Source organism: Streptomyces sp. NBC_00483 (assembly GCF_036013745.1).
Taxonomy (GTDB): Bacteria; Actinomycetota; Actinomycetes; order Streptomycetales; family Streptomycetaceae; genus Streptomyces.
In genome coordinates this window covers 6,563,040-6,578,056 of the sequence record NZ_CP107880.1, presented here as the reverse complement: position 1 = coordinate 6,578,056, position 15,017 = coordinate 6,563,040, and the positions used below count along the sequence as shown (strand labels likewise).

11 protein-coding genes are annotated in these 15,017 nt (G+C 71.2%); 2 read left to right on the top strand and 9 right to left on the bottom strand.

Annotation, left to right across the window (positions count from 1 at the left end; all coding sequences use genetic code 11):
- Nucleotides 1–101 precede the first annotated feature (101 nt).
- The 5 genes from ilvC to OHA73_RS29585 all read right to left on the bottom strand — a co-directional run bounded on the left by ilvC (nt 102) and on the right by OHA73_RS29585 (nt 8,176).
- Nucleotides 102–1,103: a ketol-acid reductoisomerase gene (gene ilvC, locus OHA73_RS29605; RefSeq protein WP_266714399.1), complete on the bottom strand. Its 1,002-nt coding sequence runs from the start codon at nt 1,101–1,103 to the stop codon at nt 102–104.
- Nucleotides 1,104–1,218: 115 nt separating this feature from the next.
- Nucleotides 1,219–1,743: an acetolactate synthase small subunit gene (ilvN, locus tag OHA73_RS29600; protein WP_266714397.1), complete on the bottom strand. Its 525-nt coding sequence runs from the start codon at nt 1,741–1,743 to the stop codon at nt 1,219–1,221.
- 23 nt (nt 1,744–1,766) lie between these two features.
- Nucleotides 1,767–3,617 (bottom strand): acetolactate synthase large subunit, encoded by a 1,851-nt coding sequence (locus OHA73_RS29595; RefSeq protein ID WP_266714395.1) that lies wholly within the window; start codon nt 3,615–3,617, stop codon nt 1,767–1,769.
- A 265-nt stretch (nt 3,618–3,882) separates the two neighbouring features.
- The gene (locus tag OHA73_RS29590) at nt 3,883–6,696 is read right to left on the bottom strand and encodes a putative bifunctional diguanylate cyclase/phosphodiesterase (RefSeq protein ID WP_266718900.1); all 2,814 of its coding nucleotides are present in this window, start codon (nt 6,694–6,696) and stop codon (nt 3,883–3,885) included.
- A 529-nt stretch (nt 6,697–7,225) separates the two neighbouring features.
- Nucleotides 7,226–8,176 carry a 2-hydroxyacid dehydrogenase gene (locus OHA73_RS29585; RefSeq protein WP_327656552.1) on the bottom strand — a complete coding sequence of 317 codons (951 nt, stop codon included), beginning with the start codon at nt 8,174–8,176 and terminating at the stop codon, nt 7,226–7,228.
- 95 nt (nt 8,177–8,271) lie between these two features.
- Between OHA73_RS29585 and OHA73_RS29580 the strand changes: the two genes are divergently transcribed.
- Nucleotides 8,272–9,285, top strand: a complete 1,014-nt coding sequence (locus tag OHA73_RS29580; protein ID WP_266714391.1) for an aldo/keto reductase — start codon at nt 8,272–8,274, stop codon at nt 9,283–9,285.
- Between the two features lie 150 nt (nt 9,286–9,435).
- Nucleotides 9,436–10,605 carry a PQQ-dependent sugar dehydrogenase gene (locus OHA73_RS29575; protein WP_327656551.1) on the top strand — a complete coding sequence of 390 codons (1,170 nt, stop codon included), beginning with the start codon at nt 9,436–9,438 and terminating at the stop codon, nt 10,603–10,605.
- On the opposite strand, the gene OHA73_RS29570 is transcribed toward OHA73_RS29575, so the two are convergent.
- The 4 genes from OHA73_RS29570 to OHA73_RS29555 all read right to left on the bottom strand — a co-directional run bounded on the left by OHA73_RS29570 (nt 10,598) and on the right by OHA73_RS29555 (nt 15,012).
- Nucleotides 10,598–10,831, bottom strand: coding sequence for a DUF6191 domain-containing protein (locus tag OHA73_RS29570; protein WP_266714387.1), 234 nt, complete (start codon nt 10,829–10,831; stop codon nt 10,598–10,600). The genes OHA73_RS29575 and OHA73_RS29570 overlap by 8 nt on opposite strands.
- Nucleotides 10,832–10,870: 39 nt before the next feature.
- Nucleotides 10,871–13,954, bottom strand: a complete 3,084-nt coding sequence (locus OHA73_RS29565; RefSeq protein WP_443063145.1) for a helix-turn-helix transcriptional regulator — start codon at nt 13,952–13,954, stop codon at nt 10,871–10,873.
- A gap of 59 nt (nt 13,955–14,013) precedes the next feature.
- On the bottom strand, nt 14,014–14,205 hold the full coding sequence (locus OHA73_RS29560; RefSeq protein WP_267069150.1) for a hypothetical protein: 192 nt from the start codon (nt 14,203–14,205) through the stop codon (nt 14,014–14,016).
- Nucleotides 14,206–14,382: 177 nt separating this feature from the next.
- Nucleotides 14,383–15,012, bottom strand: a complete 630-nt coding sequence (locus OHA73_RS29555) for a hypothetical protein (RefSeq protein ID WP_266714381.1) — start codon at nt 15,010–15,012, stop codon at nt 14,383–14,385.
- Nucleotides 15,013–15,017 lie beyond the last annotated feature (5 nt).

Here is a 15,017-nt window from a genome sequence, read left to right as displayed (position 1 = left end):
CAGGGAGCCGTGCTTACGCCTCCCTGGAAGGATCACTCGTCCGAGGCTGGACGGAATGGACAACGGGCCGCGGCGTCCACCGCGGCCCATTGTCCGGAGGCTTACGCCTCGTCGTCGTTCACCCAGCTCATGAGCTTGCGCAGCTCCTTGCCGGTGGTCGCCAGGAGGCTGGACTCGTCCTGGGTCTTGTACTCGTTGTACTTCTTCAGACCGCCGTGGTACTCGTCCATCCAGTTCTTGGCGAACGTGCCGTCCTGGATCTCGGCGAGGACCTTCTTCATCTCGGCCTTGGTGGCGTCCGTGATGATCCGCGGGCCGGTGACGTAGTCGCCCCACTCGGCGGTCTCGGAGACCGACCAGCGCATCTTCTCCAGGCCGCCCTCGTACATGAGGTCGACGATGAGCTTCAGCTCGTGCAGGCACTCGAAGTACGCGATCTCCGGCTGGTAACCGGCCTCGGTCAGCGTCTCGAAACCGGCCTTGACCAGCGCAGCGGTACCACCACAGAGGACGGCCTGCTCACCGAACAGGTCGGTCTCGGTCTCCTCGGTGAAGGTCGTCTTGATGACGCCGGCGCGCGTGCCGCCGATGCCCTTCGCGTAGGAGAGGGCCAGCTCGAAGCCCTTGCCGGTGGCGTCCTGCTCGACGGCCGCGATGCACGGAACGCCGCGACCCTCCTCGTACTGACGGCGCACGAGGTGGCCCGGGCCCTTCGGGGCGACCATGCAGACGTCCACGCCGGCCGGGGGCTTGATGAAGCCGTAGCGGATGTTCAGGCCGTGGCCGAAGAACAGCGCGTCGCCGTCCTTCAGGTTCGGCGCGATGGTCTCCTCGTAGACCTGGCCCTGGATCGGGTCCGGGACGAGGATCATGATGACGTCGGCCTCGGCCGCGGCCTCGGACGGGGTGACCACGCGCAGGCCCTGCTCCTCGGCCTTCGCCTTGGACTTGGAGCCCTCGTGCAGACCGACACGGACGTCGACACCCGAGTCGCGCAGCGAGAGCGCGTGGGCGTGGCCCTGGGAGCCGTAGCCGATCACCGCGACCTTGCGGTTCTGGATGATGGACAGGTCGGCATCGTCGTCGTAGAACAGCTCGGCCACTGGGGTTCTCCTCGTTTGCGGTATTGCTGGTTCTGCGTCCCACCGTACGGCGGGGTGCGGAAGGAAAGATTTCAGGTCTCGCTATGCGAGAGGGGCGCGCAGGAGTGCTGCGCGGTCACGCGGTGCGGTCGAGCGCCCGCAGGCTCCGGTCGGTGATGGAGCGCGAGCCGCGGCCGACCGCGATGGTGCCCGACTGGACGAGCTCCTTGATGCCGAAGGGTTCCAGCATCTTGAGCATCGCCTCGAGCTTGTCGCTGGATCCGGTGGCCTCGATGGTGACGGCCTCCGGGGAGACGTCCACGGTCTTGGCGCGGAACAGCTGGACGATCTCGACGATCTGCGAGCGCGTCTCGTTGTCGGCGCGGACCTTGGCGAGCACCAGCTCGCGGGCCACGGCCGCGTCGGGCTCGAGCTCCACGATCTTCAGGACGTTGACCAGCTTGTTGAGCTGCTTCGTGACCTGTTCGAGCGGGAGCGATTCGACATTCACGACGATGGTGATGCGCGAGATGTCGGGGTGCTCGGTGACGCCGACGGCGAGCGAGTCGATGTTGAAGCCGCGGCGCGAGAAGAGGGCGGTGATCCGGGCGAGGACACCGGGCTTGTTCTCGACCAGGACGGAGAGCGTGTGCTTGGACATATCTCGTGGTCTCTCTCTGCGTCTCAGTCGTCTTCGCTGTCGCCGAAGTCGGGGCGGACGTCCCGAGCGGCCATGATCTCGTCGTTGGAGGTGCCGGCGGCGACCATCGGCCACACCATGGCGTCCTCGTGGACGATGAAGTCGACCACGACCGGGCGGTCGTTGATCGAGTTCGCCTCCTCGATGCACTTGTCGAGGTCCTCGGGGCGCTCACAGCGGATGGCGTAGCAGCCCATGGCCTCGCTCAGCTTCACGAAGTCCGGGATGCGGGTGCCCTTGTTGGGCGGGGTCTCGCCGTCCGGGCCCGCGTGCAGCACGGTGTTCGAGTAGCGCTGGTTGTAGAACAGCGTCTGCCACTGGCGGACCATCCCGAGGGCGCCGTTGTTGATGATGGCGACCTTGATCGGGATGTTGTTCAGGGCGCAGGTGGTCAGCTCCTGATTGGTCATCTGGAAGCAGCCGTCGCCGTCGATCGCCCAGACCGTCTGGCCCGGCGCGCCGGCCTTGGCGCCCATCGCGGCGGGCACCGAGTAGCCCATGGTCCCGGCGCCGCCCGAGTTCAGCCAGGTGGCCGGCTTCTCGTACTGGATGTAGTGCGCGGCCCACATCTGGTGCTGGCCCACGCCCGCCGCGAAGATCGTGTCCGCGGGGGCGAGTTGGCCGATGCGCTCGATGACCTGCTGCGGGGAGAGCGAGCCGTCCGCGGGCTGGTCGTAGCCCAGCGGGTACGTCTCGCGCCAGCGGTTGAGGTCCTTCCACCAGGCGGTGTAGTCGCCGGCGTGACCGTCGCTGTGCTCCTTCTGGACCGCCTGGATCAGGTCGGCGATGACCTCGCGGGCGTCCCCGACGATCGGCACGTCGGCGGCGCGGTTCTTGCCGATCTCCGCGGGGTCGATGTCGGCGTGGACGATCTTCGCGAACGGGGCGAAGCTGTCCAGGTTGCCGGTGACGCGGTCGTCGAAGCGGGCTCCGAGGGCGACGATCAGGTCGGCCTTCTGCAGCGCGGTGACGGCGGTGACCGCACCGTGCATGCCCGGCATTCCCACGTGCAGCGGGTGGCTGTCGGGGAATGCGCCGAGCGCCATCAGGGTGGTGGTGACGGGCGCTCCGGTGAGCTCGGCGAGCATCTTGAGCTCGGCGGTGGCACCCGCCTTGAGGACGCCGCCACCGACGTAGAGGACGGGCCGCTTCGCATTCGTGATCAGCTTCGCGGCCTCGCGGATCTGCTTGGCGTGCGGCTTGGTCACCGGGCGGTAGCCGGGCAGGTCCTGCTGCGGCGGCCAGGTGAACGTCGTCCGCGCCTGCAGGAGGTCCTTCGGGATGTCCACGAGGACCGGGCCGGGGCGGCCGGTCGAGGCGATGTGGAACGCCTGGGCGATCGCCTGCGGGATCTCCTCGGCCTTGGTGACCAGGAAGCTGTGCTTGGTGATCGGCATGGTGATGCCGACGATGTCCGCTTCCTGGAAGGCGTCCGTGCCGATCGCCTTGGAGACGACCTGGCCGGTGATCGCGACGAGCGGCACCGAGTCCATCATCGCATCGGCGATCGGCGTCACCAGGTTGGTCGCACCCGGGCCCGAAGTGGCCATGCAGACACCGACCTTGCCGGTGGCCTGCGCGTAACCGGTGGCCGCGTGGCCCGCACCCTGCTCGTGACGGACGAGCACGTGGCGCACCCGGCTCGAGTCCATCATCGGGTCGTACGCGGGAAGGATCGTGCCGCCGGGGATACCGAATACGGTGTCGACCCCGACCTCCTCAAGCGAGCGAATGAGGGACTTCGCACCCGTGACGTGCTCGACGGGGGCGGACTGCTGTCCTCCGGAACGGGGCCGCGGCTGCGGCTGGCTGGCCCCGGTGGCCTGCTCGGTCATCGGCATTCTCTTCTCGATGCTGAGGGTTTTTGCGAGGGTTATGCAGGGTCTTACGTGTGTGTCGGGCGGTTGGCGGCGGTTCTGAACCGGCACCCGTGCAACAAAAAACCCCTCGTGCCGTGAGGCAAGCGAGGGGAGCGCGCCGGGTGCGGTCGCCGGGTTTCCGGTGTTCTGACCGGTGGTCCCAGCTTCAGCCGACGCGCTTTCCAAGTACGAGAATTCGGGTGCGCATGGCACTGACCCTCCCCCCGGCGCGTAGGGCGTGTCAAGTGGGTGGGACGGGCGTCTCATTATGTGAGCGCAGCGTGGTGAAGCCCGCGAACACCGGCTCGGCGGGGCCCGTGGGGACCGGGTACTCCCCCGAGGTGAGCGCGCGGCGCAGCCGGTACTCGTCGAGCGGGCCGGAGAACGCCATGCCCTGCCCGTGCGTGCACCCCATCGAGCGCAGCGCGGCGACCTGCTCGGGCAGGTCCACGCCGTCCGCCACGGAGTTGAGTCCGAGGTCGCCCGCGATCCGCAGCAGCCCACTGGTGATCTTGTGCAGCCGCGCGGACTCGACGACGCCCTCGATCAGCGAGCGGTCCAGCTTCAGTACGTCGACGGGCAGGCGGCGCAGTGCCGTGATGGCCGCATAGCCGCTGCCGAAGCCGTCCAGCGCGATCCGGACGCCGAGGCGGCGCAGCGCCGTCAGACGCCGTTCCAGCTCGTCCAGCGGGACTCTGGGGTCGCTGTCCGCCAGCTCGATCACGAGCGCGCCCGAGGGCAGCCCGTGCCGGGTGAGGAGCGCTTCTATCGAGCCGAGCGGCATGGCCCGGTCGAGGAGCCTGCGGGCGCTGATCCGCACGGCGACCGGCGTCGCATGCCCGCTGTGCCCGCGCTCGGCGGCCTGCTCGACGGCCTCCTCCAGCATCCAGCGGCCGAGCTCGGCGGTGCGCTCGCTGTCGTCGGCCACCCGCAGGAACTCGGCGGGGGTGAACAGAATGCCCTGCGCGCTGCGCCATCTGGCCTGCGCGGCGACCGCCGTGATCCGGCCGTCGTCGAGCGAGACGATCGGCTGGTGGAGCAGCGCGAACTCGCCCTCGTGCAGCGCCGACCGCAGCCGCGTCGCCAGCTCCGCCTTGCGTACGACATCGGCCTGCATCTGCGGCGCGTACAGCTCGACGCGGCCCTTGCCCGCCGCCTTCGCCCGGTACATCGCCAGGTCGGCATTGCGCAGCAGCTCACCGGCCCCGATGTCCGGCTCGGCGAAGGCGACGCCGATGGAGGCGGCGACCCGCACATTGTCGTGCCGGTCGATCGAGTACGGCTGGGACAGGGTGATTCTGAGCCGGTCGGCCAGCTCGTAGATCTGCTGTTCTCTCGCGGCGTGGTCGCGCCCTCCGTCGCCGACGATCAGCGCCGCGAACTCGTCACCGCCAAGACGGGCCGCGGTGTCCGATGCGCGCACGGATTCGGCCAGCCTTCTCGCCGCCTGGACGAGCAGCTCGTCGCCCGCCTGGTGGCCGATCGTGTCGTTGACCTGCTTGAAACCGTCGAGGTCGATGAAGAGCACGGCGGTGCCCAGGTCGCCGGCCCGCCGCCCGGCGAGCGCCTGTCCGACCCGCTTGGTGAACAGCGACCTGTTGGGCAGGTCGGTCAGCGGGTCGTGCTCCGCGTTGTGCTGCAACTGGGCCTGGAGGCGCACCCGTTCGGTCACGTCTCTGCTGTTGAGGATCAGTCCGCCGTGGTGGCGGTTGACCGTCGACTCCACGTTCAGCCAGGTGCCCGTGCCGGACCGGAAGCGGCATTCGATGCGCGTAGTGGGCTCCTCGATCTGGCTCGCGGCGAGGAATCTGCGCACCTCGTGCATCACACGCCCGAGGTCCTCGGGGTGGATGATCGACGCGAGCTCGGAGCCGACGAGATCCTCGGCATCCCGCCCGTAGACGCCCGCGGCGGCCGGGCTGACGTATCTCAGCGTCCCGTTCGGTGCGGCGATCATGATGACGTCGCTGGAGCCCTGGACCAGGGAGCGGAAGTGGTTCTCCTTCTGCGCCAACTCCTGGGTGAGCGTGATGTTGTCGAGCAGCATGATGCCCTGGCGCATGACGAGCGCGAGGACGACCGTGCACGCCGTGAAGAGCACGACGCGGTCCACCCGGTGCCCGTCCAGCAGGTTGTAGAGAATGCCCAACGTGCAGACGGCGGCGGCCAGATACGGGGTGAGCGCGGCGAGCGAGCCGGAGATCGGCCGCGTGTAGCTGACCTGGTAGCGGCCGCCCGGCCCGAGCGAGTGCTCCTCCTCGCGCACACCGCGCCGCGTCCCCACCCACGGCGCGTACGCGAGCAGCAGCGAGCCGGCGAACCAGCCGGCGTCCAGGATCTCGCCCGAGCGGTAGCTGGCGTGCAACAGCGGCGAGGTGAACAGGGCGTCGCACATCACCGTGAGGGCGAGCGCGCCGATCGCGGTGTTCACCGCCGTACGACTCCCGGGAGAGCGCCGGAAGTGCAGCGCGAGCACCATGCTGACCAGGGCGATGTCGAGCAGCGGGTACGCGAGGGAGAGCGCGGTGCGGGTGACGCTCTGGCCCTCGAACTCGGCGGTGTGCGCGAGGGCGAGGCTCCAGGAGAGGGTGACCAGGGAGCCGGCGATGAGCCAGGCGTCGAGCGCGAGGCAGATCCAGCCGGCCTTGGTGACGGGCCGCCGCGCGAGGACGAGCAGGCCGATGATGGCGGGCGGCGCGAAGCAGAGGAAGAACAGGTCGGCGAGGCTCGGCGTCGGCACCGGCTCGCGCAGAACGACCTCGTACCAGCCCCACACCCCGTTGCCGAAGCTGGCCATGAGCGAGGAGAACGCGAACAGGAGCCAGGCGGGTCGAAAGCGGCTGCGGCTGCTGCGCGCGTACACGAAATTCGATACGGCGGCGATCGCCGCCGCGAGGCTCAGGCCGAAGTCGCCCATGATCAGGGCGAGTCGGTCGGAACCCCAGCCGACCGCGGACCCCACCGCGAAGCCGGCGCACAGGAGAGCGAGGAGCAACTGGGCTCTCGCACCGCCCCGCTGTGGCGCGCGGACGGGGGCCTGGCCGCCGGAGTACATCGAGGCGCCCAGTGCTGTCGTCGGAGTGGGGTGCGTACTCACCGGGCCGCCCAGGTCCGCCGGGCGGCTCCCGTGTCCGCCTTCTCCTGCCCCGCCTGCTGATGCCTTCTGCGACTGCCGCGCGGGCCCGCTCGATGCACATGTGCCCTGCGACAGCTCGGACTTCGGCCCCGCATCGCTGCGCGGGTCACCGCACAGGACCGCCGTCGGCCGCGCCGCGTCGGATCGTTCGCCCATAGGCCGTGCATCGCCCGTCGCCCCCCTCGCAGTCCGTCACTCTTCCCCGGCGCCGCGTGCTGGCACGGCGCTGCCCCAGTCGGGACGATACACCAGTCCCGTCACTCAGGGACATAGTTCCTCTACTCTCCGTGACGACCAGGCACGATGCGGACGCGGGTCGGGCACAGGGCGCATTCAAGCGGGCGCACAGCGTGCCCGTCGAACGGCATGCGGCCGTACGGGAGTTACCCGAGGGGCCGGTGTGGTTCGCGAGGTCTGCGGGGTGTGCAGGGTCGCGTGGGACCGGATGTCAGTCGCTGTCCCCGTCGATGGTGAGCACGACGTTCTCGAGCGGCTCCCCCGCCGCGAACCGTGTGAGCTGAGCGGCGAGGAGACGCTTGGCGCGCGGCAGGAAGGCGGATGTGGGGCCGCCCACGTGCGGCGAGATGAGCACCCCTGGAGCCTGCCACAACGGGTGCTCCTGGGGCAGGGGTTCGGGGTCGGTGACGTCGAGGGCAGCGGTGATTCGGCCGGTTTCCAGCTCCGCGAGGAGGGCCTTGGTGTCGACGACCGGGCCACGGCCGACGTTCACGAGCAGCGCGCCGTCCTTGAGGCGCGCGAGGAACTCGGCGTTCACCAGGCCGCGGGTGTCCTCGGTGAGCGGGGTCACCATGATGACGACGTCGGCCTCCGGCAGCAGTTCCGGCAGTTCGGTGAGCGGGTGCACGGGCCCGCGCTCCGTTGTACGGGCGGAGCGCGCGACGCGTGTCACCCGCGCGACCTCGAAGGGCGTGAGCCGGTCCTCGATGGCACCGCCGATGGCGCCGTACCCCACGATGAGGACGTGCTTGTCGGCGAGCGCGGGCCGGAAACCGCCGCGCCACTCGCCGCGGTCCTGCCCGCGGACGAAGTCGGGGATGCCGCGCAGGGAGGCGAGGATCAGGGTGAGCGCGAGCTCGGCGGTGCTGGCGTCGTGCACGCCGCGCGCATTGCACAACTGGACGCCGGGGCGCAGGTACTTCAGCCCGCCCTGTACGTGGTCGACGCCCGCGGAGAGCGTCTGCACGGCGCGCAGGGACGTCATCTCGGGCATCGGGCGGACGCCGAGGCCCGGCGGCTTCATGTAGGGGACGACGTAGTACGCGCAGTCGGCGGGGTCCGCCGGGAAGTCGGGTTCGCCGTTCCAGAAGCGGTAGTTGAGCACCTGCGGGAGGCCCGGAATCTCATCGGCGCGGAAGGGCAGCCACACATCACCAGTCATGGTCAGGAGGCTATGTCAGCCACGTGAAGGTACAGAGGTTAGGTTGGGGACCTCGGCAGGAGGGGCCGGAGAAGGCCAGGGAGGGTCACGGGCACGTGAAGCAAGGTGGTGCGCGCAAGGCGATCGGTGCGGCGGGCCTCGACGTGGGTGCCGTCGGAATCGGCTGCATGCCGATGAGCTGGGCGTACACGGGCTCGCGGCAGCGCGGCGAGGAGTCCCTGCGCACCCTGCACACCGCCCTGGACCGGGGCTGCAGCCTGGTCGACACCGCGGACATGTACGGGCCCTTCACCAATGAGCTGCTGCTCGGCCGCGTGCTCAAGGAGCGGCGGGCCGACGCCTTCGTGTCGACGAAGGTGGGGCTGCTCGTCGGCGAGCAGCACATCGTCGCCAACGGCAGGCCCGGCTACGTGAAGCGGGCCTGCGACGCGTCGCTGCGGCGCCTTCAGACCGATGTCATCGACCTGTACCAACTGCACCGCGAGGACCCCGAGGTGCCCGTCGAGGAGACGTGGGGCGCGATGGCGGAGCTCGTGAGCGCGGGCAAGGTGCGCTCGCTGGGTTTCTGCGCCGTGGGCCCGCGGGGCTCGCGGCGCGGTGGCCGGGCCGCGCGGCATGCCGGAACGATCCGCCAGTTGGAGCGGGTGCAGCAGGTGTTCCCGGTGAGCGCCGTCATGGCCGAGCTGTCGGTGTGGTCGCCGGAGGCGCTCGGGGCGCTGCTGCCGTGGTGCGCGGCGCGCGGCGTCGGGTTCCTCGCCGCGACGCCGCTGGGCAGCGGTTTCCTGACCGGCACGCTCACCCCCGGAGGGGGCTTCGAGCCGGACGATCTGCGCGCCCGCCACCCCCGCTTCACCGCCGAGATGATGGCGGCGAACCAGCCGATCGTGGCGGGCCTGCGCCGTATCGCCGCGCGCCACGGTGAGCACGTGACACCGGCCCAGGTGGCGCTCGCCTGGGTGGCGGCGCAAGGTGAGGGCGTGGTGCCGGTGCCTGGCACCAAGCAGGAGCGCTGGGCGCTGGAGAACGCGGCGTCCGCGGAACTGCGGCTCACCGACGAGGACTTCACGGAGATCGCGGGGCTTCCGGCGGCGCAGGGCTCCTGGGACTGAGCGGCCGGGTTCGGGGCGCGGGGTTCGGGACGCCGGGTTCGGGGCGCCGGGTTCGGGGCGCGGAGTTCGGGAACCTGAGCGGCGCCCGAGGTGTTTGAACGGTAGAGCGGTGTGTGAACGACCGAGCTTCGCGTCGAAGGGATCCTGATCGTGCAACGTTCAGCTGTGCGGCCCGCGTTGGCCCTCACCGCCTGTGCCGCGCTCCTGCTCACGGCAGGGTGCTCCTCCGGTGACGACTCCCCCGCGCCGAGCAAGGACTCGACGTCCGCGCCGAGTGCGAGCGGGTCGAAGGGCTCCTCGTCCCCCAAGGGGGACGTGCCTCCGGCGAAGGGCTCGGTGAGCGTCGAGCGGACCGTCGCGGACGGCCTCAAGTCGCCGTGGGGACTCGCCGAGCTGCCCGGTGGCGACCTGCTCGTCTCGTCCCGCGACGAGGGGACGATCACGCGTGTCGACACGAAGACGGGGAAGAAGACCGTGCTCGGCGAGGTGCCGGGCGTCGCGCCCGAGGGCGAGGGCGGGCTCCTCGGCCTCGCGCTCTCCCCCTCGTACGCCTCCGACCACATGGTCTACGCGTACTTCACGACAGAGTCGGACAACCGCATCGTGCGGATGATCTACGACGAGAAGAAGCCCTCCGGGGAGCAACTGGGCGCCCCCGACACCGTGTTCCGTGGCATCCCGAAGGGCACGAACCACAACGGCGGGCGGATCGCGTTCGGCCCGGACAAGCTGCTGTACGTGGGGACCGGCGAGACGTACGACAAGCCGCTGGCGCAGGACAAGAAGTCGACGGGCGGCAAGATCCTCCGGCTGACCGCGGAGGGCGAGCCGGCGCCGGGCAATCCCTTCGGCGACTCCCCCGTGTACTCGTACGGGCACCGCAATGTGCAGGGCCTGGCCTGGGACGAGGACAAGCGGCTCTGGGCCTCGGAGTTCGGGCAGGACACCTGGGACGAGCTGAACCACATCGTGGCGGGTGACAACTACGGCTGGCCCGACGCCGAGGGCAAGAACGGCGACGACAAGTACCACGACCCGATCGCCCAGTGGCACACCGCGGACGCCTCGCCCAGCGGCATCGCGTACGCCCAGGGTTCGATCTGGATGGCCGGGCTGCGCGGCGAGCGGCTCTGGCGGATCCCGCTCGACGGCTCGAAGGCCGCGCATGACCCGCAGGCGTTCCTGGAGGGGAAGTACGGGCGGCTGCGCACGGTGGTCGCGACGGGCGGCGACAAGCTGTGGCTCGTGACGAGCGAGACGGACACGCGCGGGACGCCGGAGAAGGGGGACGACCGGATCCTGGAGCTGAAGGTCAGCTGACGTCCTCGTCGCTCTTGCCCTCGGCGGCGGGATCGTCCGGCTCGGGTGTCTCCGGTGCGTCCTCTTGGGACGGCGGGCGGACGACGACCTTGCCCGATGTGAGGTCTATCGGGCCGCGGCCCGGGTCTCCGTCGTTCAGGTCGACGCGGGACAGCTCCAGGCGCTTGCGCTCGTCGTTGGTGTGCTTGCGGCCCGGCGAGAACAGCTCCTCGAACATGTTGAACACGGCGCCTCCCAGGGGCGGGGTCCGGCCGGGCCCTCTCCTTCAGCGTACGGGAGCCCTCCCCGACGGGAAGAGGTGCAGGCGGTGGGCCAGGGCCGCCGCCTCGCCGCGGCCCGCGACGCCCAGCTTCGCGAGGATGTTGGAGACGTGGACGCTGGCGGTCTTCGGCGAGATGAACAGTTCCTCGGCGATCTGCCGGTTGCTGCGCCCCGCCGCGACCAGGCGCAGCACGTCCCGCTCGCGGCTCGTGAGGCCGAACTCCTGCGCGGGGTCGGCCGGGGCGCTCTGTCGCGGCGGAACGCGGGCCGGGGTTCCGGAGGTAAGGGTCAGCCGGGCGCGCCGGGCCAGCAGGGACACGGATTCGGCGAGCGGGCGCGCGCCCAGGTGCTCGGCGACGGCGCCGGCGAGCCGGAGGAGCTCGGTGGCGCGCTCCCGGTCGTCCGGTCCTGCGGTGGCCAGGAGCGACTCGGCGAGGCGGAGCCGGACGCGGGCCAGGTCGTAGGGGCGGTCGAGGGGTTCGAACGCGGTGACCGTGGCGGACCAGTCGTCCGGGGTGTCGTGGCCCTCGGCGCGCAGGAGCTCGGCGCGCACCCACTGCTCGTGCGCCTCCCAGACGGGGACCGGGGTGGCCTCGCGCTTGGCGGCGTCCCGGATGCGGGCGACCGCCTCGGCGCGCCCCGCGTCGGCGGCGGGCAGACCACGGGCGTCGGCCTCTGCTGCGGCGGCGGTGAGCAGGAGGGGCCACAGGTAGCGGTGCATGGAGGGCGGCAGCCCCGCCGTGACCAGCCGGGCGAGCTCGGCGCGGGCGTCCGGGAGGCGGCCCTGGGCGGCGGCGAGCGCAAGAGTCAGGTGCGTACGGGGCAGCGTGTACTGGGGCTGCGGGTCGTGCGCGCCGTAGTACCCGTTGGCAGCGGCCAGGTGGTCGGCCGCTGCCTGGAGGGCGCCGCGGCCGAGTGCGATCACCGCGAGGTGCGCGCACGCGGTGCCGCGAGGCTTGTCGCTGAGTCCGAAGCGCCGGCTCACCCAGTCGGCCACCTCGACCGCTTCGTCCCAGCGGCCGAGGGAGACCAGGGACTCGGCCAGATTGGAGCGGACCCACCCCTTGTTGTCCGTGAGGCCGTAGCGGCGGCACAGGACGATGGCCTCTTCGCAGATGCGCGCGGCTTCCGCGGAACGCCCGACACCCTCCAGGTGGGAGGGCAGATTGACATTGACGTTGATGAGGCGGGCGGTCATGCCCCGTGCCAGGGAGCGCTCGCGGACCGCGTACATCTCGGCGAAGCCCTCCTCGATGGCACCCGCGTCCACGAGGAGTCCGCCGCGGACGAGACGCGCATGGAGTTCGATCTCCTCGGCATCGTCGACCATGCGCGCGTACTCGACGGCTCGCTCGGCGGCGGCAAGGGTCTGGGCACCGGGGCTGTGCAGCATGCCCCAGGCGGCCACGTTCACCAGGACCTCGGCGTGCACGGCGGACGGCGGGAGGCCCCGGACGAGCTCCTGAGCCGTGGCGAGCTCGTCCCACCCGTCGCCGCGACCGATATGGGAGGCGATCTTGGAGTTCTGGATGTGGAACCACGCGGCCCGCAAGGGGTCCGCCTTCCCGCTCCCCTCGGCCTCCTCCAGGATGCGCAGCGCCCGCTTGCCGATCTTCAGCGCGCGCTCCCGCTCCCCGCACAGGCGCCCCGCCACCGCGGCCTCGGACAGCAGGTCGAGGTAGTCGAGCGGGGTCTCGGCGGGGTCGCAGCCGCAGGAGTTGAAGGCGATGGCGTAGTCGCCCATGCGCAACGCGGCGCGGATCTCCGGCGGCGCCCCGTCCCACAGCTCCATCCCCCGCTCCAGGAGCCGCAGTTGCTCGGAGTACGCGTGCCGGCGGCGGGCCGCCACGGAGGCGTCGAGGACGGCGGGCAGGGCCTTCGCCGCGTCGTGGGAGTGGTACCAGTAGCTGGCCAGGCGCGTCACGCACGCGTCGGCCGGCACCAGCGTCGGGTCGGCCTCCAGGGCCTCGGCGTAGCGGCGGTTGATGCGGGAGCGTTCGCCGGGCAGCAGGTCGTCGCTGACGGCCTCGCGGACCAGGGAGTGGCGGAACCGGTAGCCGTCGCCGTCCGGCGAGGCGAGCAGGATGTTCGCGCCGACGGCCGCGCGCAGCGCCTCGATGAGCTCGTCCTCGCCGAGCCCGGCGACGGCCGCGAGCAGCGGGTACTCGACCGTGGAGCCGCCCTCCGCGCAGATCCGGGCGACGCGCTGGGCGGACTCGGGCAGCGATTCGACGCGTACGAGGAGGACGTCGCGCAGCGAGTCGGTCAGGCCCGTGGCGCAGCCCTCGGCGGCGGACACGGCGAGTTCCTCCACGAAGAACGCGTTGCCGTCCGAGCGCCGGAAGATGTCGTCCACGACGGTGGGGTCGGGGTCCGATGCCAGGATGCCGGCGATCTGCCGGGCCACCTCGTCACGGCTGAGGCGGCCGAGTTCGATGCGGGTGACCGTGCGCAGCCGGTCGAGCTCGGCGAGCAGGGGGCGCAGCGGGTGGCGGCGGTGCACGTCGTCCGCGCGGTAGCTGGCGATGACGGCGAGGCGGCCGCTGCGCAGCGTACGGAACAGGTAGGAGAGCAGGTGGCGGGTGGAGGCGTCCGCCCAGTGCAGGTCTTCGAGGATGACGACGACGGTGTGCTCGGCGGCGACGTGCTCCAGGAGTCGCCCGGTGAGTTCGAAGAGGCGGGCCGTCGCGCTCTCGTCGCCGTGCCCGCCGAGGCCCCGGCCCGCGTGCTCGCCCAACTCGGGGAGCAGCCTCGCCAGTTCGTCCTCGCGGTCCGCGGCCGCCGCGTCCACCTCGGCGGGCAGTGTGCGGCGCAGGGCGCGCAGGGCGGTGGAGAAGGCGGCGAACGGCAGCCCGTCGGCCCCGATCTCGACGCAGCCTCCGGTGACGACGACGGCGCCCCGCTCACGGGCCGCCGCGGCGAACTCCTCGATGAGGCGGGTCTTGCCCACACCGGCCTCGCCGCCGAGCAGCAGCGCCTGCGGCTCGGCGGCTCCGGCCCGCTCAAGGGCCTTGTTCAGTACGCCCAGTTCGTCGGCCCGGCCGACGAAAACCGGGCTGACGGACCTGGTCTCCACATCGGTGAGCATCGCACACGGGTCTGACAGCGGGGCAGTGGTTTTGGCGCCGCCCGACCCGGCGGAGGGGCTCACGCGGTGCGTGGGGCGCGGCGCCTGCGGGAGTGGCCGGAAGTCACCGGCCCCTCGGCGTCCTGGCGCTGCGCTCGACGCTCCGCACGGCGAGCCTTGGCCTGCGTACGGGCGAAGCGTGCGAGGCGGTACCGCTCGGCCGCCTCGATGAGTTCGGCGGAGCGGATCTGGTGCAGTTCGTACTCGAACATCTCGTCTCCCTGGTGACGATTTCTGCGGTTCTCGCGGAGCGTTTTCCGCGATGCCTCGACTCTCGTCTCCCAGGGGGGTGCGGCACATCGGGAGAGTGCCGCATGTTCGTGGGCCGCGCCTCCTTAGACGCGGCCCACGGGGTGCCTTAGGCGGCTCGGCCGCCTTATGTAAGTGCCTCAGCCGCTGGTGCCGGGCATGCCGAGGATGAGGTCGGTGTACTTGGCGACGGCGAGCACCAGGCCGATGGCGCCGACCGCGAAGCCCGCCCAGGCGGTCGACTTGATCCACGGCGCCTGCGGCTTGCCGGGGGCGCCGAACGCGGGCCGGGCCAGGACGGCCGCGGCGACCAGCAGGGCGACGAGCGAGAAGGCGCCGCCGACCAGGGCGGCGGAGTGCCAGGCCTCGCCGTACATCGCGGAGATCTGCTTGGCGATGCCCGCGCTCTGCGCGGTGGTGAGCTGGCCCTTGAGCTGCGCGCGGGCCGAGGCGATCGTGCCGAGCCAGTTGCCGCTGAGCGCGACGACACCGAGGGCCACGGAGACGATCGCGCCCGCGCCCTGGCCGATGCCGGACGGCTTCTCGTCCTGGTCCTTGAGGGCCGCGAGCTCGGCCTCGGCGGCGGCCTCGGCGGCCGCGTCGTCCGCGGCAGCCTGGTCCTCGGCGGCCTCGACACCCTTGGTGTCCTCGGCGTCCTTCGTGGTCTTCCCGGCGGCCTCGGTGGCCTCCTCGGTCGCCTCGGAGGTCGTGACCTCCGCGCCCTCCTCCCGCGTCTCGGCGTCGCGCTGCGCTTCAGTCTTCGTAGTCATGCTGC

Coding starts and splice junctions, on each gene's coding strand:
- OHA73_RS29560 (WP_267069150.1), bottom strand. CDS start 14,205: ATGTTCGAGTACGAACTGCACCAGATCCGCTCCGCCGAACTCATCGAG.
- OHA73_RS29595 (WP_266714395.1), bottom strand. CDS start 3,617: ATGACCGAGCAGGCCACCGGGGCCAGCCAGCCGCAGCCGCGGCCCCGT.
- ilvN (WP_266714397.1), bottom strand. CDS start 1,743: ATGTCCAAGCACACGCTCTCCGTCCTGGTCGAGAACAAGCCCGGTGTC.
- OHA73_RS29585 (WP_327656552.1), bottom strand. CDS start 8,176: ATGACTGGTGATGTGTGGCTGCCCTTCCGCGCCGATGAGATTCCGGGC.
- OHA73_RS29565 (WP_443063145.1), bottom strand. CDS start 13,954: ATGCTCACCGATGTGGAGACCAGGTCCGTCAGCCCGGTTTTCGTCGGC.
- OHA73_RS29590 (WP_266718900.1), bottom strand. CDS start 6,696: ATGTACTCCGGCGGCCAGGCCCCCGTCCGCGCGCCACAGCGGGGCGGT.
- OHA73_RS29555 (WP_266714381.1), bottom strand. CDS start 15,012: ATGACTACGAAGACTGAAGCGCAGCGCGACGCCGAGACGCGGGAGGAG.